Source organism: Lelliottia nimipressuralis (assembly GCF_004115925.1).
GTDB classification, from domain to species: domain Bacteria; phylum Pseudomonadota; class Gammaproteobacteria; order Enterobacterales; family Enterobacteriaceae; genus Enterobacter; species Enterobacter nimipressuralis.
In genome coordinates this window covers 83,663-104,807 of the sequence record NZ_SDDX01000009.1, presented here as the reverse complement: position 1 = coordinate 104,807, position 21,145 = coordinate 83,663, and the positions used below count along the sequence as shown (strand labels likewise).

General features: G+C 56.4%; 19 protein-coding genes. 9 read left to right on the top strand and 10 right to left on the bottom strand.

Translation table 11 applies throughout. The features are described from left to right. Window positions 1-72: 72 nt before the first annotated feature. A complete protein-coding gene (locus ETG88_RS09170; protein ID WP_129035241.1) occupies window positions 73-1,671 on the bottom strand; it encodes an ABC transporter substrate-binding protein in 1,599 nt (532 codons plus the stop codon). A 282-nt stretch (window positions 1,672-1,953) separates the two neighbouring features. Between ETG88_RS09170 and ETG88_RS09165 the strand changes: the two genes are divergently transcribed. From ETG88_RS09165 to ETG88_RS09155, 3 genes are read left to right on the top strand one after another with little or no spacing between them, the layout of a single operon-like run. After that, window positions 1,954-3,300 carry an SrfA family protein gene (locus ETG88_RS09165; RefSeq protein WP_129035240.1) on the top strand — a complete coding sequence of 449 codons (1,347 nt, stop codon included), beginning with the start codon at window positions 1,954-1,956 and terminating at the stop codon, window positions 3,298-3,300. A 4-nt stretch (window positions 3,301-3,304) separates the two neighbouring features. Then, complete coding sequence (locus ETG88_RS09160) at window positions 3,305-6,286, top strand: virulence factor SrfB (RefSeq protein WP_129035239.1); 2,982 nt, start codon at window positions 3,305-3,307, stop codon at window positions 6,284-6,286. After that, window positions 6,283-8,457, top strand: coding sequence for a virulence factor SrfC family protein (locus tag ETG88_RS09155; protein ID WP_129035238.1), 2,175 nt, complete (start codon window positions 6,283-6,285; stop codon window positions 8,455-8,457). The genes ETG88_RS09160 and ETG88_RS09155 overlap by 4 nt, the downstream gene beginning before the upstream one ends. A 31-nt stretch (window positions 8,458-8,488) precedes the next feature. Here ETG88_RS09155 and ETG88_RS09150 read toward each other — a convergent pair whose 3' ends face one another. Together ETG88_RS09150 and ETG88_RS09145 are read right to left on the bottom strand one after the other, a co-directional pair. Beyond that, the gene (locus ETG88_RS09150; RefSeq protein WP_129035237.1) at window positions 8,489-9,247 is read right to left on the bottom strand and encodes an alpha/beta fold hydrolase; all 759 of its coding nucleotides are present in this window, start codon (window positions 9,245-9,247) and stop codon (window positions 8,489-8,491) included. Between the two features lie 85 nt (window positions 9,248-9,332). After that, the gene (locus ETG88_RS09145; protein ID WP_095284283.1) at window positions 9,333-9,506 is read right to left on the bottom strand and encodes a GhoT/OrtT family toxin; all 174 of its coding nucleotides are present in this window, start codon (window positions 9,504-9,506) and stop codon (window positions 9,333-9,335) included. Between the two features lie 250 nt (window positions 9,507-9,756). Here ETG88_RS09145 and ETG88_RS09140 point away from each other — a divergent pair, with 250 nt between their 5' ends. From ETG88_RS09140 to ETG88_RS09130, 3 genes are read left to right on the top strand one after another with little or no spacing between them, the layout of a single operon-like run. Beyond that, the gene (locus ETG88_RS09140) at window positions 9,757-10,083 is read left to right on the top strand and encodes a TehB family protein (RefSeq protein WP_129035236.1); all 327 of its coding nucleotides are present in this window, start codon (window positions 9,757-9,759) and stop codon (window positions 10,081-10,083) included. A 28-nt stretch (window positions 10,084-10,111) separates the two neighbouring features. Next, the gene (locus tag ETG88_RS09135) at window positions 10,112-10,465 is read left to right on the top strand and encodes a TehB family protein (protein ID WP_129035235.1); all 354 of its coding nucleotides are present in this window, start codon (window positions 10,112-10,114) and stop codon (window positions 10,463-10,465) included. Window positions 10,466-10,469: 4 nt separating this feature from the next. Then, window positions 10,470-10,652: a DUF1869 domain-containing protein gene (locus tag ETG88_RS09130; protein ID WP_095282123.1), complete on the top strand. Its 183-nt coding sequence runs from the start codon at window positions 10,470-10,472 to the stop codon at window positions 10,650-10,652. Window positions 10,653-10,731: 79 nt separating this feature from the next. Here ETG88_RS09130 and patD read toward each other — a convergent pair whose 3' ends face one another. The 7 genes from patD to ymcF form a co-directional block, all read right to left on the bottom strand. Then, window positions 10,732-12,156: an aminobutyraldehyde dehydrogenase gene (gene patD, locus ETG88_RS09125; RefSeq protein WP_129035234.1), complete on the bottom strand. Its 1,425-nt coding sequence runs from the start codon at window positions 12,154-12,156 to the stop codon at window positions 10,732-10,734. A gap of 24 nt (window positions 12,157-12,180) precedes the next feature. Continuing rightward, window positions 12,181-12,987, bottom strand: a complete 807-nt coding sequence (locus tag ETG88_RS09120) for an ABC transporter permease (protein ID WP_100780033.1) — start codon at window positions 12,985-12,987, stop codon at window positions 12,181-12,183. Beyond that, the gene (locus ETG88_RS09115) at window positions 12,977-13,915 is read right to left on the bottom strand and encodes an ABC transporter permease (protein WP_420890798.1); all 939 of its coding nucleotides are present in this window, start codon (window positions 13,913-13,915) and stop codon (window positions 12,977-12,979) included. Before ETG88_RS09115 ends, ETG88_RS09120 begins: the two co-directional genes overlap by 11 nt. 7 nt (window positions 13,916-13,922) lie before the next feature. After that, on the bottom strand, window positions 13,923-14,936 hold the full coding sequence (locus ETG88_RS09110) for an ABC transporter ATP-binding protein (RefSeq protein ID WP_129035232.1): 1,014 nt from the start codon (window positions 14,934-14,936) through the stop codon (window positions 13,923-13,925). A 17-nt stretch (window positions 14,937-14,953) separates the two neighbouring features. After that, window positions 14,954-16,099, bottom strand: a complete 1,146-nt coding sequence (gene ydcS, locus ETG88_RS09105) for a putative ABC transporter substrate-binding protein YdcS (RefSeq protein ID WP_129035231.1) — start codon at window positions 16,097-16,099, stop codon at window positions 14,954-14,956. A 293-nt stretch (window positions 16,100-16,392) separates the two neighbouring features. Further along, complete coding sequence (locus ETG88_RS09100) at window positions 16,393-17,802, bottom strand: aminotransferase-like domain-containing protein (protein WP_102103806.1); 1,410 nt, start codon at window positions 17,800-17,802, stop codon at window positions 16,393-16,395. 81 nt (window positions 17,803-17,883) lie between these two features. Continuing rightward, a complete protein-coding gene (ymcF, locus tag ETG88_RS09095) occupies window positions 17,884-18,075 on the bottom strand; it encodes a cold shock small protein YmcF (RefSeq protein WP_100780028.1) in 192 nt (63 codons plus the stop codon). 434 nt (window positions 18,076-18,509) lie between these two features. Between ymcF and ETG88_RS09090 the strand changes: the two genes are divergently transcribed. The 3 genes from ETG88_RS09090 to ETG88_RS09080 are packed head-to-tail and all read left to right on the top strand — an operon-like array spanning window position 18,510 to window position 21,054. Continuing rightward, complete coding sequence (locus ETG88_RS09090) at window positions 18,510-19,916, top strand: cytochrome ubiquinol oxidase subunit I (RefSeq protein WP_129035230.1); 1,407 nt, start codon at window positions 18,510-18,512, stop codon at window positions 19,914-19,916. Further along, complete coding sequence (gene cydB / locus ETG88_RS09085; protein ID WP_129035229.1) at window positions 19,916-20,926, top strand: cytochrome d ubiquinol oxidase subunit II; 1,011 nt, start codon at window positions 19,916-19,918, stop codon at window positions 20,924-20,926. Before ETG88_RS09090 ends, cydB begins: the two co-directional genes overlap by 1 nt. Next, entirely contained in the window at window positions 20,926-21,054 is a 129-nt protein-coding gene (locus ETG88_RS09080; protein ID WP_100780025.1) for a DUF2474 domain-containing protein, read from the top strand. The genes cydB and ETG88_RS09080 overlap by 1 nt, the downstream gene beginning before the upstream one ends. Window positions 21,055-21,145: the final 91 nt, after the last annotated feature.

The following is a 21,145-nucleotide window of genomic DNA, read 5'->3' as shown; positions in this document are numbered from 1 at the left end:
GGCATTGCCTTACCCGGCTAACACATACACTGTCCAGTTAACCCGGTAAGCGCAACGCCACCAGGCATCTGGCTAGTTCAGCTTCGCTTTGGAGAAATCACTGCCCATCAGGCTAACGCTATACCCGGTCACATTACTGCGTGTGGCGTAGAACGTTTTGCCGTTTGCCAGCGCAATCCACGGCGCCTGCTGGTAGAAAATCCCCTGCGCCTGGCTGTACAGCGCCGCACGCTTCGCCGGATCGCTGGTCAGCTTCGCTTTTTGTACCAGGTCATTATACCCTTTGTCACACCAGCGTGCGGCATTCGAGCCGGTCTTGATGCTGTTGCAGCCGAGCAGCACATCGGCGAAGTTGTCCGGGTCGCCGTTATCAGACATCCAGCCAAACAGCGCGCTGTCGTGCTCGCCTTTACGCATTCCGGACAGGTACTCGCCCCACTCGTAAGAGACAATTTTCGCCTTCACGCCTACCTTCGCCCAGTCGCTCTGGATCATCTCCGCGATACGTTTGGAGTTCGGGTTGTACGGACGCTGAACCGGCATCGACCACAGGGTCACTTCTGCGCCCTTCTCCAGCCCCGCCTGCTTCAGCAGCGCTTTCGCTTTTTCCGGATCGTAACTGTAGTCTTTCAAATCTTTGTTAAAACCGAGCATGTTCGGCGGAATCGGTGATTTAGCGACCGTACCGGAACCCATAAACACGGCGTTAACAATGGCCGTTTTATCCGTCGCGTAGTTCAGCGCCTGACGCACCAGCACGTTATCAAACGGTTTTTTCTCGGTGTTAAACGCCAGGTAGCCGACGTTCAGCGCATCTACAGAATGCAGCGTCAAATCCTTGTTTTTCTTAATCACGTCAAACTGAACCGGGGATGGCGCAGGGATAATCTGGCATTCGTTGGTTTGCAGCTTCGCGAGACGCGTTTCGACGTTCGGCGTAATCGAGAAAATCAGATGCTTTGTCGGCACCTCGCCGTCCCAGTAATTCGGGTTAGCAACGTAGCGGATCAGAGAATCAACTTTATATTGCTGCAGCACGTACGGGCCGGTACCAATTGGCCAGGTGTCGACGTTTTCCGGCGTCCCTTTTTTGAGCATAGCGTCTGCGTATTCGGCTGACAGGATCGAGGCGAAATCCATTCCCCAGTCGGCGAGGAACGCCGCGTTCGGCTCACTCAACACAAACTGCACATGGTAATCATCGACTTTTTTGACTTCCTGGATCAGCTTATCCAGTCCGACGTCATTGAAATATTCGTAATTACCCTGGGAGACGTTGTGATACGGATGCTTAGGGTCTTTCTGACGCAGCACCGAGAAAATAACGTCATCGGCATTAAAATCACGGGTCGGTTTGAAGTATTTGTTGCTATTAAATTTCACGCCTTTACGCAGCGTAAACGTATAGGTTTTGCCGTCCGGAGAGATAGTCCAGGATTCCGCCAGAGACGGAACCGGGGTATTTTTGACCGGATCAAAATTAATTAGACGGTTATAAAGCACCTGAGAGCTGGCAACGAATGACGGGCCGGAGCTGGCGATTTGCGGGTTAAACGACTCCGGTGACGCCTCAGAGCAGTAAATGATCGTATCTGTGTTTGCCGCCCAGGCAGCGCTTGCCGGTAAGAGTGTACTCAGCGCAAGCGCGAGCAGCTTTTTCCCTGTGGTCATGGTTATAAGCCTTTTGATTTTTTTATATAGAACGTCAATAACAGCACAGCCCTGGGCGGGTGGCAAATAACGAAACACTATCAGGATATTCTAAAGCCATTAATTTCGCTGGTTTAACAGCCAGCCATCGCCCGATGATTTGCCTTAAGTGTGCTGTTTCGTCAACCACTAATGCACCTTTCTATCCGCTAAGAAATCGCCGCTTTTAGCGTCTCCTCGTCCGTTTGCTTGCAAAACGATTTCGTTAAAGTAATGGGGTGAAGAAGTCTACAGGACCAAATCGTGGCAAAAACACTTTTACGCAGCGGCAATCTCGATGATTTTCAGGCCGTTGGCGGCGGCGGACAGGCCGTATTTGAATCAGCACTACAAATCCGTGAAGCGCTGCGTCTGCGCAAACAGCAGACGATCGTCGATTGTCTGGCGATTCCGCAGGTCAATGACGGCGGCGACCGTGTCGACTGGTATTCACCGGTGGACGGTGACGTTCTGGGCTGGAATGCCGCCGATGAAGACGCACGTTTCCGCGCCCTGCGCTATCTGGAGAACACCCTCTCAAGCGTTGAATCGCTGAGCAAAAAGAGCCTCCAGTCGCCTAAAACCGCACAACAGCTGTTTGGTTCTCTGCTTTCGAAAGCATTCCAGTTCCCAGGCGAAAATTTCCTGTTCCTCGTCGACGGCAAGCCGGTTATCGCGTTCTGGGGTTTTGTGAATCTCAATGAAAACGCGCGCGAGAATGTTCTGGATTGCCTGCGTGAATCCCTCAAGCCTGAGCCGATGCCTGCGCCAGTTGAAGAGCCTGAGCCTGAAGAACCCGCCCCGGCGATTGTGTTTGAGCAAGCCGACGCACCGCTCATCGCACCACCGCCTGTGGTTCGTGTGACGGAAGACGACCTCTATTCCGCTGAGCCTGCGCCCGTGGTGATGCCTGAAGTGTCCGCGCCCGCAGAACCTACGCCTGTGGTTGTAGGCAAAAAACGCCGCGTTCCGCTCTGGTCTCTGCCTGTGGCGGCCGTGATTGTCGCGGCCATCGCAACTCCGCTGCTGTGGCCGAAACAGGCGCCTTCGGCCGAGCCTGTCGCAACGCCTGCTCCGACACCGATTGCTATTGCCCCGAAACCGGTAAAACCGGCGGTCGAGATGGCGATGAACCTGCCGCTGCACCAGGCCGAAATTCTGCCGGTTAAAGCCGCAGAACCTGCACCTGCCCCGGTCGCAGAACCGGTGATAATTTCCGCGATCCCAAAAGATGCCATGGTGATGGACGCCGTTCAGGTAAAAACCGGCTCAACGAAATTCCTCAACGGCACCTGGCGCGCCATGCTGGAGGTGAAAGATCCGATCACCGGGAAAGCACCGTCACTGCGTTATCAAATTCAGAACAACAAGGGGACCGCTCGCGTGGTTCAGGGCGATAACGTTATTTGTCGAAGCGACATTTTCTCGGGCCTTCACAGCAACGGCGAACTGATGATTAAGAGTCGCGGCAATGCCCGCTGCACGGATGGTTCGCGCTACCCGATGCCGGAAATCGCCTGTAAAGCCGGGACTAACGACGTGGCGGAGTGTACTGCCCGTTATGATGCCAAAACCGTCGTTCCGCTGACGTTCAAGAAAGCAGGTGCCTGATCCTATGCTGGTAAATCTTTGCGACTACAAACAAAGCGTCACGCTGATTGCGAACAGCGGCGTACAGTTTCTTGATTTTGGCCTGACGCCACAGGACACGGCAAGTCTGGGCCGTTTCGTGCGTAAAACTGCCAATGGCCCTTTGCTGCGCCTCAATTACGATCTGGTCAATGGCCGCTACACCCTGCCCGCTGCACGCGGCGGTCAGCCTGAAGTGGTGAAACCGGAAAGCACGTTTACCCTGCATCAGTCCCTGGCGGTGCTCGATGGTGTCTGGCTTCCGGTGCCTTTTTTACGCTTTAATCCGCCGCGTACCTTTGTCGACGGCCCGGATAACTGGGCGCGCGCGCAGGTGCGTAAGCTTGAGACGCCGGACAGCGCGGGTAACACCCACCGTGTCACGTTCGCGCTCGACAGCCAGATAGCCGATCACGCCACGCCGGGCCTGTCACCGGTCGAAAACGATATTCTGAACGGCACCCGTTTTGCGCTGGCCTGGCGCGACGACGAGGTGCTGAGTTTTCTCGATCAGACCTGGATTGACGGCTGGCTGCGCGAGGCATTCAGCGGCTACGCCACGAGCGTCGAAAACCGCTCCGAGCGCGACCTGCACCAGGCGATGCGCGGCTTTGAATATCAGGCCCACTGGCTCAACCTGATGACTATGCTGGGCGAACAGATCGCCGTTCCGGAAGTGAAATTTGTTACTCACACCCTGAGCACGCCCGCCATTCCGGTCGATTTGATCCTCGATGTCGGCAACACCCACACCTGCGGCGTGATCATTGAAGATCACGGCGATGCCAATGACGGCTTACGCCAGACCGCCGAACTGCAGGTGCGATCCTTAAGCGAACCGCAGTTCCTGAATGAGCCGCTGTTTACCAGCCGCCTTGAATTTTCTGAAGCCCGCTTTGGCAAGCAGCACTTCTCCGTTGAAAGTGGCCGCGAAGATGCGTTTGTCTGGCCTTCAATCGTGCGCGTGGGCGATGAAGCGCGCAAACTGGCGATGCAGCGTCTGGGCACTGAGGGCAACAGCGGGATCTCCAGCCCGCGTCGCTATCTGTGGGATGAAACCCCGACGGTTCAGGACTGGCGCTTTAGCAGCATGAATGCCAAAACCCAGCGCGAACCGCTGGCAACCGCCTTCCCGCTGATGAACCTGATGAACGATGACGGGCAGCCGCTGTTCACCCTGCCGCCGGATGAACGTCTGCCGGTCTTCTCGCCGCAGTACAGCCGCAGCACGCTGATGACGCACATGTTGTGCGAACTCCTCGCTCAGGCTCTCGGCCAGATCAACAGCGTCGCCACGCGTCTGCGTTTGGGCTTCCCCGCCTCGCCTCGTCAGTTGCGTACCCTGATCCTGACCCTGCCCTCCGCCATGCCTAAACAGGAGCGCGAGATTTTCCGCCGCCGCATGTTTGAAGCCATCGCCATCGTCTGGAAAGCGATGGGCTGGCACCCGCAGGATGACGATTTTGCCAGCCGCAAGCAGCAGGATAAGAGCGTGGTTCCGGTTCCCGCCATCCAGATGGAGTGGGACGAAGCCAGCTGCGGACAGCTCGTGTGGCTGTACAACGAAGCCATTTCCCATTTCGGCGGCCAGACAGAGGCGTTCTTCGCCTCTCTCGCCCGCCCGGACCGCGAAGTAGAGCCGGGCGCACAGCCTGGGCGCTCGCTGCGCGTGGCCTCCATCGATATTGGCGGCGGAACCACTGATATGGCGATTACCCACTATCAGTTGGATGACGGCTCTGGTAACAATGTCAAAATCACCCCACAGCTGCTGTTCCGCGAAGGATTTAAAGTGGCGGGCGACGACACGCTGCTGGACGTGATCCAGCGCTACGTCCTGCCCGCCCTGCAAACGCAGTTGCAAAAATCCGGTATCGCCGATGCTTCTCTGTTAATGGCATCGCTGTTTGGCGACTCCGGGCGCATTGATACTCAGGCAGTGCTGCGCCAGCAGACGGCGCTTCAGCTGTTTATGCCGATTGGACACGGGATCCTCGCCGCCTGGGAGAGCAGCGATATCGACGATCCGCTGGCGGGTTTACACGCCACCTTCGGCGATCTGCTAAAACAGCAGCCGACCCGCAACGTGATGAACTATCTGCAACAGGCGATCGACCACGCGCTGCCCGCCGGTTCGGCACCGTTCGATCTGTTTGCGGTTCCGCTGCATGTGAACTTCCAGGAAATGCAGGACGCGATGCTGGCGGGCCAGTTTACACTGGCCGCTCCGCTGCATGCCGTGTGCGAAGCGATTTCCCATTATACCTGCGATATTTTGCTGATCACCGGGCGTCCTGGCTGTCTGCCTGGGGTGCAGGCGCTGATTCGCCACCTGCAGCCGGTGCCGGTCAACCGCATCGTCTGGCTGGATAAATACCGCGTACATGAGTGGTATCCGTTTAGCCAGCAGGGCCGTATCGGTAATCCAAAATCTACGGCAGCCGTCGGCGCGATGCTGTGCAGCCTCGCCCTGGACCTGCGTTTGCCGCGCTTTAATTTCAAAGCTGCCGACATCGGTGCCTACTCCACCGTGCGTTATCTCGGCGTGCTGGATAATACGGTCAACACGCTGCGCGAAGAGAACGTCTGGTATCAGGACATCGACCTCGATAAGCCGGGCGCGAAGCTGGATGCGCGACTGCACTTCCCGCTACGCGGTAACGTGACGCTCGGCTTCCGTCAGTTGGCTAACGCCCGCTGGCCCGCCACTCCGCTCTATACGCTGAGCATTAACTCAGCAGAGCTGGCAAAAGCCATCGCCGGAGACGGCGTGCTGAACGTTCGCTTGCAGCTGCGCGGCGGTACGAAACACGAAGGCCCGGAGTCGTTTGAGCTGAGCGACGCCTGGCTCCAGGACGGGACACCGGTGCCGCCTGACGCCTTAACGTTTAAACTGAATACCCTGGCCGACCGCCGCCATAGCGGAAGCCACTACTGGATCGACAGCGGGAGCGTATATCTCAAATGACAGCGATGACTGCCACCTCTCAGGCGTTAATCGAGTGGATCAACGACACGCGCCTGCATGCCCCGATGCTGGATAACGATGCTGACGCCCTGCTGGCCCGCCTCACCTGCGCGCAGGCACGCGGACAGGCGCTTGACCGCGCCCTGACCGGACACAGCAGCATTGGTCTTTACGGCCATTCGCAGGCAGCCAAAGCGCACCTGCTGGCGTCACTGTGCGGCAGCGGAAATGGTCGGCTGGATGTTTCTCCCGGCCAGCGCACCTTTGACTATTTTTCCCATATCAACCCCGGCCACGCCCTGACCAACATGGCCGTGCGTTTCACGCCGCGCTCCAGTGATGTCAGCGACGATGCCTTCCCGCTGCGCCTGAGCCTGGTCACGGAAGCCGAGCTGGTCCAGCTGTTTATTGCGCGCACCACGCTGCACACACTGATTCGCCCGGTAGAAAAATCGGTGATTGAAGCGCGTGTCGAAAAATGGCGTGCCCTGCGCCAGCCGCAAGGTGTTCCGGGGATCACCGCCCAGGAAGTGGCGACCATTGCCCGCTACTGGCGCAGCACCGTTCCCGCGTCTGAACAGCAGATGGACGATAGCCTGTGGCATCAGTTCGCGCAGCTGATCCCCTCCCTCGATTTAAGCACTCGCGCCAGCGTCTGGTCGCTGCTGTGGGGTGAGCAGCAGGAACTGACCCAGCAGTGGCTGAAACTGGCCCACGTGCTGCATCAGACCAGCCACGCCCGCCAGCTGGCGGCACCGCTGAGTTTGCTGGTCGATAATTTCGGCCTGCCCAGCGAAGGGTTCCTCACCCGCGCAGAGTTCACCGCGCCGGACGCACAGGAAGCCGTGCTGCACCCGCTGAATAATGGCGAGATGTTGAATGCCATTAGCATTCCCGTCGATGTGCTGGCATTCCTGACACGCGAACTGGTCCTGCCCGCTGAAAACGGTGTGCTGGATAACGTCGATATCATTGATATTCCCGCGCCATCGGAGACCGATCTCTCGCCGCTTGCAGAAGCCAAATGCACATGGCTGCTGGAGCATTATCGCCAGCAGATGCAGCCCGACGTGCTGGTGATTTGCAACGCTACCGCCCGCCACGAGCAAACGGCAAAAACGGCAAAAACCTTGCTGAACTGGGTGAAAGATACCCAGACGACGGAAGAGTCCGCCCTGCCTGGCCTGGTATGGGCCATTACGCCGCACGACGCGCGTTTCCTCACCAAACAGAATCTGGATGAGGCGGTGCAGCACCTGCTCGGCAAACCGGGCCAGCGCTGGGGAACGTTGCAGGCTCTCGACACGCACAGCATGCAGCGCGTGGTGGAGTGGCTGTCGCAGGCAACGTTTGCCACACAACGCCAGTCTCGCCTGCAAGCGCTGAAGAACACTCAGCAACGCGAGCTTCGTGCATTGATGCAAAGCTATCTCGCGCCGATGACCGTTGAGCCTGATGCACAACGCACTCAGGCTGAAGCGATGGTGCGCACGCTACAATCCAGCGCGGCTCGCCATGGCGAGTTGCTTGAAGGGCTGCTGCCACCGCTGAAAGCCTTCGAAACGCTGCTTACCGTTCAGCAGCCCCGCGAAGAGCAGGTTAACGGTTTGTTCACCGACGCGATTGATCTCTTTGCCGACAACGCTAGCGAAGGCCATGAGGTCTTCCAGACCAAAGATAAAGCGCGTCTGGCGCATCGTGTCTGGATCAACCATCTGCGCCAGTGGAGCCGTAACGAAGCCGCCGCGAACAGACTGGGGCTGGACGTTGCTGCACTCCCCCAGATTGCCGATACGCTGGTGATCAGTAGCTACCGCCTGAATCTGCCGCAACAGTTACAGCGCATCGTAGAAGCCGATAAAAGCAGTGCCGCACAGCTGCATGCGGCCATCGGTAACTTCATCGGCTGGCTGGGCTACGCTGAAACACCTGCGGCGACGCGTCCGGCAAGCCGCGTGCGTAAAGGCCAGGCCATCTTCGTGACGCCTGTCGTCAGCAGTGCAACGCCAAGACTGACGCAACTGGGTGAGCAGCCAGTTCACGCCGCCACGGTGTACGTGTACGACTGGCTGGTCGCGCTTTATACCCGCGCGATTGAGAACATTGGCTATCAGCACCCGCATGATATCCAGCCCGGCGCACGTCAGGCGTTACAAACGATATTGCGTTAACCCTAATGACAGCCTGCAAAGGCGCGGGCTGTCACTCTTCTGAGACACAATCCGAAAGCGCGCGCGCCAGCGCGGAAGGATTTTCCCACGACATGGAATGCCCGGCGGCAGGGATCACCAGAATTCGGACACCCTGCTGACGCATCTCTTCGGCCTCGGCATCTGGCAGCGAGAGTTCGCCAAACAGCAGCGTGACCGGACATTTCAGCGCCAGAAAGCGTGCGCTCCAGTCAGGGGTAACGCCCGCAACCAGAGACGCGGCACCGCGCCAGACGGCATAAGGTGCATTACTGCGCAGACACCCCGCCCACGCAGACGCTTCGGCGGCAAGCATAGTGTGATAGCCAGTTTCAATAAATGAGGCCTCACTCTGCGCGGCAATCCCGCGGCTAAACATGCCCCCTCCCGCATGAAAATTGGGTTCAGAGACAATCAGCCCGCGAATACGGTTTTCGGTAAGACCGGCGGTTTCGATAGCGATGCTGCCGCCCATGCTGTGGCCATAGAGCCAGAATGCGTCAATATTGAGATGGTTCAGAAGTTCGACAACGACCTTCGCCTGATCGCTGGTGCGATAGAGAAAGTGTTCAGGTTTGTCGCTATAGCCACTGCCGGGAAGGTCGATAAGAATGGCCCTACGCGCACCAAACTGCGGGTCGCAGACGACGCGGGGATATTCATACGAAGAGGCGCAGCCGAGGCCGTGAATAAAGACCACGGGATCGCCAGAACCAGGGAGGTCCTGCCAGCGCACATTGCAGCAGGCTTGCTGCGAGTAAAAACTGTTCATAAGCACTCCTTTGTTGATGCACTGTGTATTTATACAGTCACCCGTAGCGGAATGCTATTTTGTCTTTAAATTTTGGAAGCGTGCTTCAGAAAAGCGAGATCAACAGTGCCACAGGAAAGCTCATCGGCCAGGTCGAGCCCACCAGAAACGCGCTCAAAAACCGAATGCGTTTACGGTCTTTCGACAGGAACCAGGTAATCAGGGCGCATATTGCTGCCATGACTGCGTAAAACACCAACATCTTTTGATAAAGCGTCATTCTGTGCACTCGATCGATAAAATAACCGCGCGCAATATGCGTCATATATTGATACAGATCAAGTTTTAATGTTACAGATTAACCACTAAAATCACATGGTTAATAACAATGAAGTATTTCGTAGACGTTAATTCCCCGCCTGAGTTACCCCTTTTCCTACCCCTTTAAAGTTGCATTTTACATGCACATTTTGCACAATGATTGTGCCCGAAAAGTGGTGTAATAACAGCAGGCTTTAGAGGGAGAAACTATGTTACGCATTCCGCAGAGTTGTATTCATACCCGTTCCACCCCTTTCTGGAACAAGGACACCGCCCCTGCTGTCATTTTCCAGCGCCATCTTGATAAAGGCACGCGACCGGGCGTTTATCCCCGTTTGTCGGTAAGTCAGGGAGCGATACGTTACTTAGGTTATGCCGACGAGTTCACGCCGGTCCCTGACAGCGAACTCATCATCAAGGCTGGCCATTTCGGCGTGTTTCCGCCTGAAAAATGGCATCACATTGAAACGATGACTGACGATACGATTTTTAACGTCGATTTCTTTGTTGAACCGGAAGTTTTGAAATCTCTTTGAGCATTTAAACGCCCGTAAGGAACTTATTATGCTACGTATTCCTGAAAATTTTGTTCACACCCGCTCCACTCCATTCTGGAACAAAGACTCCGCACCAAAGGCCCTGTTCACCCATCACAACACCAAAGCGGGCGTGTATGGCCGCCTGTCTGTTATGCAGGGCGCGGTGAAATATTTTGGATTCCCGGATGCGCAAGCCACTGAACCCGATCTTGAACTGATTATCGAAGCGGGTTCTTTTGGCATTTCGCCACCGCAAAAATGGCACCGCATTGAGCTTCTGACCGACGATACCTACTTCAGTATTGATTTCTTCGCCGATCCGCAGGCAAATCTTGAAGGCGCGGGCCTGGGAAAAGTCGTTAATACACATAAGGGGTAAGAAGATGGGCAAGGCAACGTATACCGTTACCGTCACGAATAACAGCAACGGCGTGTCGGTCGATTACGAGACACAGGCCCCAATGGAGCTGTTAATTCCCGATGTCGCCGCCGATGTTGTGAAAGATTTGGTCAATACCGTGCGCGCGTATGACACGGAAAATGAGCATGATGTCTGTGGCTGGTAAACACTGCCGGGTGGCGGTGACGCCTGACCCGGCAACGATTTAAGCCCGGTAAGCGCTGCGCTACCGGGCGTAAATGACGCTAGTGTTTAATCATGACGTGCCTGACCACGGTGTAATCCTCCAGGCCATACACCGACATATCTTTGCCGTAACCGGATAGTTTCATGCCGCCGTGCGGCATTTCGCTGACCAGCATGAAATGGGTATTCACCCAGGTGCAGCCGTATTGCAGCTGAGCGCTGAGTCGATGCGCGCGGCCCACGTCTTTCGTCCACACCGATGACGCCAGACCATACTGCGAGTCATTGGCCCAGGCCAGAACTTCCTCTTCATCGCTGAATTCCGTCATGCTGACCACCGGGCCAAACACTTCGCGCTGGACGATGGCGTCTTCCTGTTTTGCTCCCGCCAGCAGCGTGGGCTGGAAGTAATACCCTGCGCCGTCCACTTTATTGCCCCCGGTCACCACGTTGACATGTCCGAGCGCTTTGGCTGCATCCACTGCCTGGCAGACCCGCGCCAGATGCGCCGCAGAGCTGAGCGGTCCCAGTTCGGTGGATTCATCATCCGGCGCGCCGGTTTTCAACGTGGCCACCGCCGCACCGAGCTTTTCGACCAGAGCGTTGTAAATGCCTTTTTGCGCGTATATCCGGCATGCAGCGGTACAGTCCTGGCCCGCGTTATAGAAACCGAAGGTCCGCACGCCCTCGACAACCTCGTCGAGGTCAGCATCGTCAAAGACGATGACAGGCGCTTTCCCCCCCAGCTCCATGTGGGTGCGTTTAATCGACGACGCCGTGTGGCCGATTATGTGCTCGCCGGTGGCAATCGAGCCGGTCAGGGAGACCATGCGCACTTTTTCATGCCCCGTCAGCGGGTCGCCAACGGTTTTGCCGCGACCAAACAATACATTTAATACCCCTGCCGGGAAGATCTCTTTCGCCAGTTCCCCCAGTTTGAGTGCGGTCAGCGGCGTGATTTCAGAAGGTTTGATCACCACGCAGTTACCGGCGGCCAGCGCCGGAGCCAGCTTCCACGCCGCCATCATCAGGGGATAGTTCCACGGCGCGATGGACGCCACTACGCCCACCGGATCGCGGCGAATCATGGAAGTATGGCCGTCGAGGTACTCTCCCGCCGCCAGTCCATTCAGCGTACGAGCGGCACCGGCAAAGAAACGGAACACATCCACGACTGCGGGGATTTCGTCGTTGATGACACAGTGCAGCGGCTTGCCGCAGTTTTGCGATTCGAGGCGCGCGAATGTGTCGGCATGTTCCTCAATCATATCGGCCAGTTTCAGCAGGCATTCGGAACGCGCTTTCGGCGTGGTTCGGCCCCATTGTGAAAAGGCGCGGTCAGCGGCTCGCACGGCAGCGTCGACCTGTGCGGCAGACGCTTCGGCGATCTCCAGCAGTACCTCGCCCGTGGCAGGATTGTAAACCGGCTGGTTTTCGCCTTCGCCGGTGACCAGTTCACCATTAATCAGCAGTTGAGTTTGCATAGCATTGTCCTGTTGAAATCAACGTTATTTCCCGCTTTCGACAACATTTTCGTTGTCGCGGGTTAGCCACCAGGCCCCCAGAATCGGAATGGTCGTTACCAGCATCACCAGCAGTGCGACCACGTTGGTGACGGGCACATCACGCGGGCGTCCAAGCTGATTGAGTAACCACAGCGGTAACGTACGCTCATGTCCCGCCGTAAATGTCGTGACGATGATTTCGTCGAACGACAGTGCAAACGCCAGCATGCCTCCCGCCAGCAGTGCAGAGCTTAAATTCGGCAGCACGACGTAGCGGAAGGTTTGCCAGCCGTCGGCACCTAAATCCATCGACGCTTCGACCAGGCTCCACGAGGTGCGCCGGAAGCGAGCGATGACGTTGTTGAACACCACTACCACGCAGAAGGTCGCATGACCGGTTACGATGGTGAAAAAGCCCGGCTCGAGATTGATGGTTTTAAACGCCGTCAGCAGCGCCAGACCGGTGATGATCCCCGGAAGCGCAATCGGCAACAGAAGCAGCAGCGAGATGGCGTTTTTGCCGAAAAACTCGCTGCGCCAGAGTGCCGCCGCCGCAAGGGTCCCCAGCACCAGCGCAATGGCCGTCGAGAGCGACGCGATCTGAAGTGACAACGTCACTGAATCGATAATATCGCTTCTTGATGCCGCCACGCTAAACCACTTCAGGGTCAGCCCTTTCGGCGGGAAGCTGAACGCCGCATCTTCCGTATTAAAAGCATAGATGGCGATAATCAGAAGTGGGAAGTGAAGGAAGATCACCCCGCCCCAGGCCGCCAGTTTCAGGAACACGTTCGCGCGTTCAGAGTGCATCGAACGCTCCCAGACGTTTCACGAACGCCAGATAGAGTGAGATAAGCACAATCGGCACTAAGGTGAACGCCGCCGCCATCGGCATGTTGCCGATCGCCCCCTGCTGCGCATAGACCATGTTGCCAATGAAATAACCCGGCGGGCCAATAAGCTGCGGCACGATAAAATCGCCCAGCGTTAGCGAGAAGGTAAAAATCGAACCGGCCGCAATGCCAGGAATGGCCAGCGGCAGCACCACGTAGCGGAAAGTCTGGCGCGGGCGCGCGCCCAGATCGGCTGACGCCTGTAACAGCGAGGGCGGCAAACGTTCCAGCGCCGCCTGAACGGGCAGGATCATAAACGGCAGCCAGATATAGACAAAGACGAGGAAGCGCCCCAGGCCGGACGTCGACAGCGTGTTACCGCCAATTGCGGGCAGCGTCAGCACTGACATCAGCAGCGGCCCCAGCCCCATATAGCCGAGAAACCACTGCGCGACGCCATCTTTTGCCAGCAACAGCGTCCACGCGTAGGCCTTAACGATGTAGCTCGCCCACATCGGCAGCATCACCGCGATATAGAAAAAAGCTTTCCATTTACCGCGCGTGTAGCGCGCCATGTACCACGCCATTGGAAAGGCCAGAATCGCGCTGGCAATCGTGACGGCAATGGCCATCAGCAAAGTGCGCAGGATGATGTCGTAATTGGCAGGGTTGAAAAGCGCCAGTATGTTCGCAAAGGTCAGATCCGGCGTCACCGACATGGTGAAATCGTCGAAGGTGTAGAAACCTTGCCACAGCAGGGTCAGCAGCGAGCCGAGATAGACAATCCCGAACCACATCAGCGGCCCGAGCAGAAGCAGGAACAGCCCGAGCGACGGTTTGCGCCAGAGCAGCGTCGTGATCCGGCTGACCGGGCCACGGGAGGATGGTGCAGGTGAAACGCTCATGTCCATCTCACCTTTCCTCATGCAGCGGCACCATTGCCTCGCGCGACCAGGAGGCCAGCACCTGCTGCCCTGGGGCAACATCCACAGGGATATTCGCGCCGCTCAGATTGGCTTGGCTCACCAGCAGTTTTGCGCCATCGGCGAGACGCAGCTCAAACCGCGTAGCCGCGCCCTGATATTGCACCGCCTGCACCAAGCCCTGTACCTGAACATCGCCGCTCTGATTGAGGCGAATATGTTCCGGGCGCAGCGAATAAATTCCCTCCATGCCGCAAACCTGTTTTGCAACGGCGGCATCAAACACGTTGGAAGTGCCGACAAAGCTGGCGACGAACGGCGTGCGTGGGCGCATATAGAGCTCGCGCGGGGTATCGACCTGTTCAATTCGCCCGTTGTTAAACACGGCGACACGATCGGACATCGACAGCGCTTCGCCCTGATCGTGGGTAACGAAAATAAAGGTGATCCCCAGCTCCTGCTGCAGTTTTTTCAGCTCGAACTGCATCTGCTCGCGCAGTTTCAGATCCAGCGCACCGAGCGGTTCGTCAAGCAAGAGCACACGCGGCTCATTGACCAGCGCGCGGGCGATAGCCACACGCTGACGCTGCCCGCCGGAAAGCTGAGAGGGCTTACGCTTTTCTGCAAACCCTAATCCTACTTTCTCCAGCGCGTCACGCGCCTGCGCCTGGCGTTTCTTTTTATCGACGCCTTTCACCATCAGACCGTAGGCGACGTTTTCAATGATCGACATATGCGGGAACAGGGCGTAATCCTGGAACACGGTGTTCACATCGCGCTCCCACGGCGGTAGCTCGCTGGCCCCTTTGCCGAAGATTTTGATCGCCCCGCCGCTCAACTGCTCGAACCCGGCAATCAGGCGCAGACAGGTGGTTTTGCCGGAGCCAGAAGGCCCCAGCATGGAGAAAAATTCGCCGTCGCGAATGCCTATGGTGACACCGTCCACCGCCCGTACGTCGCCGTACAAACGGGAGACGTCGTTAAACTCAACTGCGTACGTCATGGTCTGCTCCCGGGCGATTAACGGCCACCCATGATGGCGATGTAATCCTGCGTCCAGCGGCTATACGGGACATATTTTCCGCCTTCTGCAATCGGGGTTTTCCAGAACATGATTTTGTCGAATTCGTTATAGCCGTTGGTTTCGCAGCCTTTTTCGCCGAGCAGCGTGCTGGCTTTACAGCCTTCAGCCACCACCGGCAGAGAGCCAAACCACGCCGCCAGATCGCCCTGCAGTTTTGGTGTCAGCGACCAGTTCATCCACTTGTAGGCGCACATCGGATGTTTGGCTTCGGCGTGCAGCATGGTGGTGTCTGCCCAGCCGGTTACCCCCTCTTTCGGGAAGACCGTCGCGATGGGCTGGTTTTCCCCTTTCAGGGCGTTAGCCTGATAAGGCCATGCGCTCGATGCCACCACGCCTTCGTTTTTGAAGTCGCTCATCTGAACGGTGGTGTCGTGCCAGTAACGGTGAATAAGCGCGTGCTGGTCACGCAGCACTTTCAGTACGGCTGCGTATTGCGCTTCGGTGAGCTGGTACGGGTCAGTAATACCGAGCTGCGGCTGCGTGGCTTTGACGAACAGCGCGGCATCCGCAATGTAGATCGGGCCATCGTAGGCCTGCACACGGCCTTTGTTGGTTTTGCCGTCCGGGAGATTTTGCTCTTTAAAGATCACCGTCCAGCTGTCCGGCGGTGTCGGGAAGGTTTTCGTGTTGTACATCAGCAGGTTCGGTCCCCACTGATACGGCGTGCCGTAGACTTTGCCGCCAACGTTAAACCATTCGCCTTTCACGATGCGCGAATCAATGGTTTTCCAGTTGGGGATCAGATCCGGATTAATGGGCTGAACGCGTTTCCCCATAATCAAACGTAACGAGGCATCGCCGGAAGCGGTGACCAGGTCATAGCCCCCTTTAGCCATCAGGCTGACCATCTCATCGGAGGTGGCTGCCGTTTTGACGTTCACCGCACAGCCGGTCTCTTTTTCAAACTGGGTGACCCAGTCATAATTTTTATCCGTCTGGCCGCGTTCGATGTATCCCGGCCAGGCGATGATATCTAGCCTTCCCTCGCCTTTGCCGATCTCTTTCGGCGGCTCTGCGGCTTGCGCGGTCATGATGGTCATGCCGAGCGCGCACAGGCTGCTGCGGGCAAATTTTTTGCTCATTTGATTTACTCCTGTCGCAATGAAATTTGGCGGCAGCCGTGCCGTAAAAATATCTCCCTTAATAAACGTAGACTGCGCAAATGCGCCGCACCCTGCGGGCTTTGGAAATTTCATCAGGTTGTGACAGAGGGCGCATTCCCTGTTAAGTGGATTATAGACAAGGAGTTAGCGGCGAGCGGCGGTATGCAGATTTCCTATGACTGACAGTCGGGAATAAACCCGGCGCAGGTCACAGGATAAGCATTGTTTATTTATACGAGGATATTACGCCTGCGGTAAATAAGCCTTTTCGCTTATTTCAGCATGACGCTTATTAATTTCGCCAGCTGGATTACAGCCTGTTCTTCCCGCTCCCCCCACGCCCAGGAGGTATTAAAGCGAAAGAACGGCGTCCAGACGTCGGAGGTAGAAAACATTTTGCCCGGCGCGATGCTGATATGGTGCGCCAGCGCCTGCTCACTGAGCAGCCCGGCGTCCAGCTGTGCAGGCAGTTCCAGCCACAAAAAGTAGCCGCTGTCGTTGTGGTGAATTTTCACTTCCGCCGGCAAATGGCGCATTAACGATTGCCACGCCTGCTGCTTACGCTCGGCCAGCGTACGGCGCAGACGGCGAAGATGGGCGTCATAGCGTTTGGTGGCGAGATAATCCACAAGAGCAAGCTGCATCGGGGAGCTGGTCGAAAGTGTGCTCATCAATTGTAATTGCTGGATGCGGCGCGCATGTTTGCCCGCTGCGACCCAGCCGATACGAAAACCAGCGACCAGACATTTCGAGAAAGATGAGCAGTGCAAAGTCATATCCTGGCGGTCCCAGGCTTTTGCGGGCAGCGGTTTTTCGCGCCCAAAATAGAGCTCGCTGTAGACGTCATCTTCGATCAAGGTGACGTTATGTTTCGTCAGCAGCGCCACCAGATGGGATTTTTTCTCGGCGCTGAGGGTAAAGCCCAGCGGATTTTGGCTGTTAGTCATCAGCCAGCAGGCTTTCACCGGATAGTCGTTCAGCGCCTGCTCAAGGGCGTTGAGATCGATCCCTTCGCGCACGTCAGTGGCGATCGACAGCGCCTTGAGCTTTAACCTTTCCAGCGCCTGAAGTGCACCGTAGAAACAGGGGTTTTCGACAATCACCCAGTCACCGGGTTCGGTCACGGCCTGGAGACTCAGATTTAGGGCTTCCAGCGCACCGGCGGTGATCACAATCTCTTCCGGCGAAATATTCATCCCCTGCTGCGCGTAGCGACGGGCGATGGCGTGGCGGAGATCGACGTTACCCGGCGGCAGGTTTTCAATCACGCTCATGGCGGTTGCGGTTTTGCTGACGTTGGCAAGGGAGCGGTTCAACTGCTGAAGCGGGAAAAGCCGAGGATCGGGGAATGCGGAGGCAAAGGGTAAAACAGAGGGGTCGCGGCTGGCCTGCAGGACATCAAAAATATAGGTATTGATATCGACCACTTCGTCGCGCATCACCTGCGCCGGTGGCGCAGGCTGCTGCTTTATCGGGCGTGGAGCAACGTAGTATCCCGACTGTGGGCGAGCAACGATTCGCCCCTGGCTTTCCAGCGTTTGATAGGCATGACCGACGGTCATGAAACTCATGCCGCTGCTGGCAACTTGCTCACGCAACGACGGTAGTTTATCTCCCGGCAACCACACGCCAAGTTCGATTTGCGAAATGATTTGCTGCGCCAGGCGCTGGTATTTTTTCATCGTTCTCTCCTTGCTTCACACCATAGTATATCAGCAGGAGAAAATTGGCAGTTTTAATGAACTGTTATAGCTTATGCGGTGTTATGACGGACGATGACTGAGGTGTGCACGCTCAGATGGCGCGGACGTTGCCAGATGGTCAAAGGTCATCATGGACGATTTGCAGAAAATGCATTTCGCACCGTGTGGGTTTTTTTCAGACACATCAAAAACGGATGTGCGGTATTGCGAGCCATGACAGCATGGGCAGCGAAAATGGATATAAGAAACCATATGAATCTCCAGAACACGTAAATACGTGAATGACAAATTGGGCCTTTCAAGGCAATGATGGTCTGAGACAAAACTAATCGGAGTGTCAGAGTGTAAAGAGAAGACCCAAGAGGCTGCGGAGAGGCACAACGTGATGAGAAATGCTTTGAAACGACGTCAGATATTTTTTTGGGTATCAAACCGAGGAGCCATTAACGCATGACTGAGAGAACAAAACAACCCCTTTAATGAAGAAAACTCATAAAAATAAAATTCTTATGCTCTGAACGTTTAACGGCTTTATGCGTTAGTCGCGCTTAACTGTTCACTATATCAGATGACTAAAGCCTATCTATTTCGCAAACTGTTATACATAAATTTCAAATTTCTGCCTCTGATAGTTCGATTCCGCCCCCTATACCATAACACCACACCGATTGACATTGAGGCTGTGCATGTTTGGTTTAGATGCTTTTCATCTGGCGCGGATACAGTTTGCCTTTACCGTATCCTTCCACATTATTTTCCCGGCGATCACCATTGGTCTCGCCAGCTATCTGGCGGTGCTGGAAGGGCTTTGGCTGAAGACCAAAAAACCCGTCTGGCGCTCGCTGTACCATTTCTGGTCCAAAATTTTCGCCGTCAACTTTGGCATGGGCGTGGTGTCCGGGCTGGTGATGGCCTACCAGTTCGGGACCAACTGGAGCGGATTTTCGCAGTTCGCGGGGAGTATTACCGGCCCGCTGCTGACCTACGAAGTGCTGACCGCCTTCTTCCTCGAAGCCGGTTTCCTCGGGGTGATGCTGTTTGGCTGGAACAAAGTCGGGCCGGGGCTGCACTTCTTTTCCACCTGCATGGTGGCGCTGGGCACTATTATTTCGACCTTCTGGATCCTGGCGTCCAACAGCTGGATGCAAACCCCTCAGGGGTATGAGATCGTCAACGGCGTGGTGGTCCCGGTCGACTGGTTCGCGGTGGTGTTTAACCCCTCCTTCCCCTACCGCCTGTTCCATATGTCCATTGCGGCATTCCTGAGCAGCGCCCTCTTCGTGGGTGCATCAGCGGCCTGGCATCTTCTGCGCGGTAACAATACGCCCGCTATTCGTCACATGTTCTCCATGGCACTGTGGATGACGCTCATTGTCGCGCCAATTCAGGCGATGGTCGGTGATATGCACGGCCTGAATACGTTAAAACATCAGCCCGCCAAAATTGCGGCGATTGAAGGCCACTGGGAAAACCCACCCGGTGAACCGACACCGTTGTTGTTATTTGGCTGGCCAGATATGGAGCAAGAGCGCACCCGCTATGGGCTGGAAATCCCGGCCCTCGGCAGCCTGATTCTGACGCACAGCCTGGATAAACAGGTGCCAGCGCTGAAAGATTTCCCGAAAGAGGATCGTCCGAATTCGACCATCGTCTTCTGGTCATTCCGCATCATGGCGGGGCTGGGAATGCTGATGCTGCTGTTAGGCGTTGTCGCCGTCTGGCTGCGCTACAGGCAGCGCGTTTATACCTCGCGTCCTTTCCTGTGGTTCGCTCTGCTGATGGGGCCGTCCGGCCTGATCGCCATCCTTGCCGGTTGGGTCACCACCGAAGTGGGTCGTCAGCCATGGGTCGTTTATGGTCTGCAACGCACGTCGGATGCGGTATCTGCCCATGGCGATCTGCATATGAGCGTGAGCCTGCTGGCCTTTATTGTCGTCTATACCTCGGTATTCGGCGTTGGCTACAGCTACATGGTGCGACTTATCAAAAAAGGTCCGCAGGAACACGAATCCTTCCCGACCGAAAACGATGGCCGTCCGGCTCGCCCGCTCTCTGCCGCCAGCACTGAATTTGTGATTAAGGAGAAACCATAATGGGCATCGATCTTTCCATTATCTGGTTTGTGATTATCGTATTCGCCACGCTGATGTATATCGTCATGGACGGCTTTGATTTAGGCATCGGCATTCTGTTTCCGACCACCCGAGACGCGGACGATCGCGACGTGATGGTTAATAGCGTGGCCCCGGTCTGGGACGGGAATGAAACCTGGCTCGTGCTCGGGGGGGCGGCGCTTTTCGGTGCGTTTCCGCTGGCTTACGCAGTGATTATCGATGCCCTCACCATCCCACTCACGTTGATGCTGATCGGCCTGATTTTCCGCGGCGTGGCCTTTGAATTTCGTTTTAAAGCGACGCCAGCACACCGGCCGTTCTGGGACAAAGCTTTTATTGGCGGCTCCATTCTTGCCACCTTCAGCCAGGGCGTGGTGGTTGGCGCGGTAATAAACGGTTTCTCGGTGACCGAGCGCGTCTACAGCGGCGGGCCATTTGACTGGTTTACGCTGTTTAATCTGTTCTGTGGCGTGGGTCTGACGGTGGCGTACGCCCTGCTCGGCGCGACCTGGCTGGTGATGAAAAGTGAAAATCCGCTTCAGGGGAAAATGCGCGGGGTATCTAAAAAGCTGTTGCTGGCGCTGTTGGCGGTTATCGCGGTCATCAGCCTGTGGACGCCGCTGGCGCACCCGGCAATCGCCGAGCGTTGGTTTACCCTGCCCAATCTGTGGTTCCTGCTGCCGGTGCCATTGCTGGTCCTCGTACTGAGCGGTTGGGCCTGGAAAAAACTGAACGATAGCGACAGCCACAATGCACCGTTTGTGCTGACGTTGGGGCTGATTTTCCTCGGATTTAGCGGGCTTGGGATCAGCATCTGGCCGTACATTATTCCGCCGTCCATCACGCTCTGGCAGGCCGCAGCACCGCCACAAAGCCAGGGCTTTATGCTGGTCGGCGCCCTGCTGATCATCCCGATTATTCTGGTCTATACGTTCTGGAGCTACTACGTGTTTCGCGGAAAAGTGCAACATGGGGAGGGGTATCACTGATGCAACAGCCTGTCTGGAAACGCCTGATGTGGTTAGCCATTATTTGGGGAGGCAGCGTGCTGGCACTGGCTGCTGTGGGGATGTTCTTCCGCATCCTGATGACTGCCGCAGGCTTTAAATCGCACTAACGTTTTGATAGCCGGGTGGATATCCCTGCCCGGCTTTCGGCACTTTCAGATAAACACCCATGACAAACGGGAGGGTATCGTTAAAGATATT

Excerpts from the sequence above, each read along its gene's own strand:
- ETG88_RS09100 (WP_102103806.1), bottom strand. The coding sequence starts at position 17,802 with ATGAAAAAATACCAGCGCCTGGCGCAGCAAATCATTTCGCAAATCGAA.
- ETG88_RS09135 (WP_129035235.1), top strand. The coding sequence starts at position 10,112 with ATGCTACGTATTCCTGAAAATTTTGTTCACACCCGCTCCACTCCATTC.
- ETG88_RS09150 (WP_129035237.1), bottom strand. The coding sequence starts at position 9,247 with ATGAACAGTTTTTACTCGCAGCAAGCCTGCTGCAATGTGCGCTGGCAG.
- ydcS (WP_129035231.1), bottom strand. The coding sequence starts at position 16,099 with ATGAGCAAAAAATTTGCCCGCAGCAGCCTGTGCGCGCTCGGCATGACC.
- ETG88_RS09115 (WP_420890798.1), bottom strand. The coding sequence starts at position 13,915 with ATGAGCGTTTCACCTGCACCATCCTCCCGTGGCCCGGTCAGCCGGATC.
- ETG88_RS09160 (WP_129035239.1), top strand. The coding sequence starts at position 3,305 with ATGCTGGTAAATCTTTGCGACTACAAACAAAGCGTCACGCTGATTGCG.
- ETG88_RS09155 (WP_129035238.1), top strand. The coding sequence starts at position 6,283 with ATGACAGCGATGACTGCCACCTCTCAGGCGTTAATCGAGTGGATCAAC.
- ymcF (WP_100780028.1), bottom strand. The coding sequence starts at position 18,075 with ATGGTTTCTTATATCCATTTTCGCTGCCCATGCTGTCATGGCTCGCAA.
- ETG88_RS09170 (WP_129035241.1), bottom strand. The coding sequence starts at position 1,671 with ATGACCACAGGGAAAAAGCTGCTCGCGCTTGCGCTGAGTACACTCTTA.
- cydB (WP_129035229.1), top strand. The coding sequence starts at position 19,916 with ATGGGCATCGATCTTTCCATTATCTGGTTTGTGATTATCGTATTCGCC.
- ETG88_RS09140 (WP_129035236.1), top strand. The coding sequence starts at position 9,757 with ATGTTACGCATTCCGCAGAGTTGTATTCATACCCGTTCCACCCCTTTC.
- ETG88_RS09080 (WP_100780025.1), top strand. The coding sequence starts at position 20,926 with ATGCAACAGCCTGTCTGGAAACGCCTGATGTGGTTAGCCATTATTTGG.
- ETG88_RS09090 (WP_129035230.1), top strand. The coding sequence starts at position 18,510 with ATGTTTGGTTTAGATGCTTTTCATCTGGCGCGGATACAGTTTGCCTTT.
- ETG88_RS09120 (WP_100780033.1), bottom strand. The coding sequence starts at position 12,987 with ATGCACTCTGAACGCGCGAACGTGTTCCTGAAACTGGCGGCCTGGGGC.
- ETG88_RS09130 (WP_095282123.1), top strand. The coding sequence starts at position 10,470 with ATGGGCAAGGCAACGTATACCGTTACCGTCACGAATAACAGCAACGGC.
- ETG88_RS09110 (WP_129035232.1), bottom strand. The coding sequence starts at position 14,936 with ATGACGTACGCAGTTGAGTTTAACGACGTCTCCCGTTTGTACGGCGAC.
- ETG88_RS09145 (WP_095284283.1), bottom strand. The coding sequence starts at position 9,506 with ATGACGCTTTATCAAAAGATGTTGGTGTTTTACGCAGTCATGGCAGCA.
- patD (WP_129035234.1), bottom strand. The coding sequence starts at position 12,156 with ATGCAAACTCAACTGCTGATTAATGGTGAACTGGTCACCGGCGAAGGC.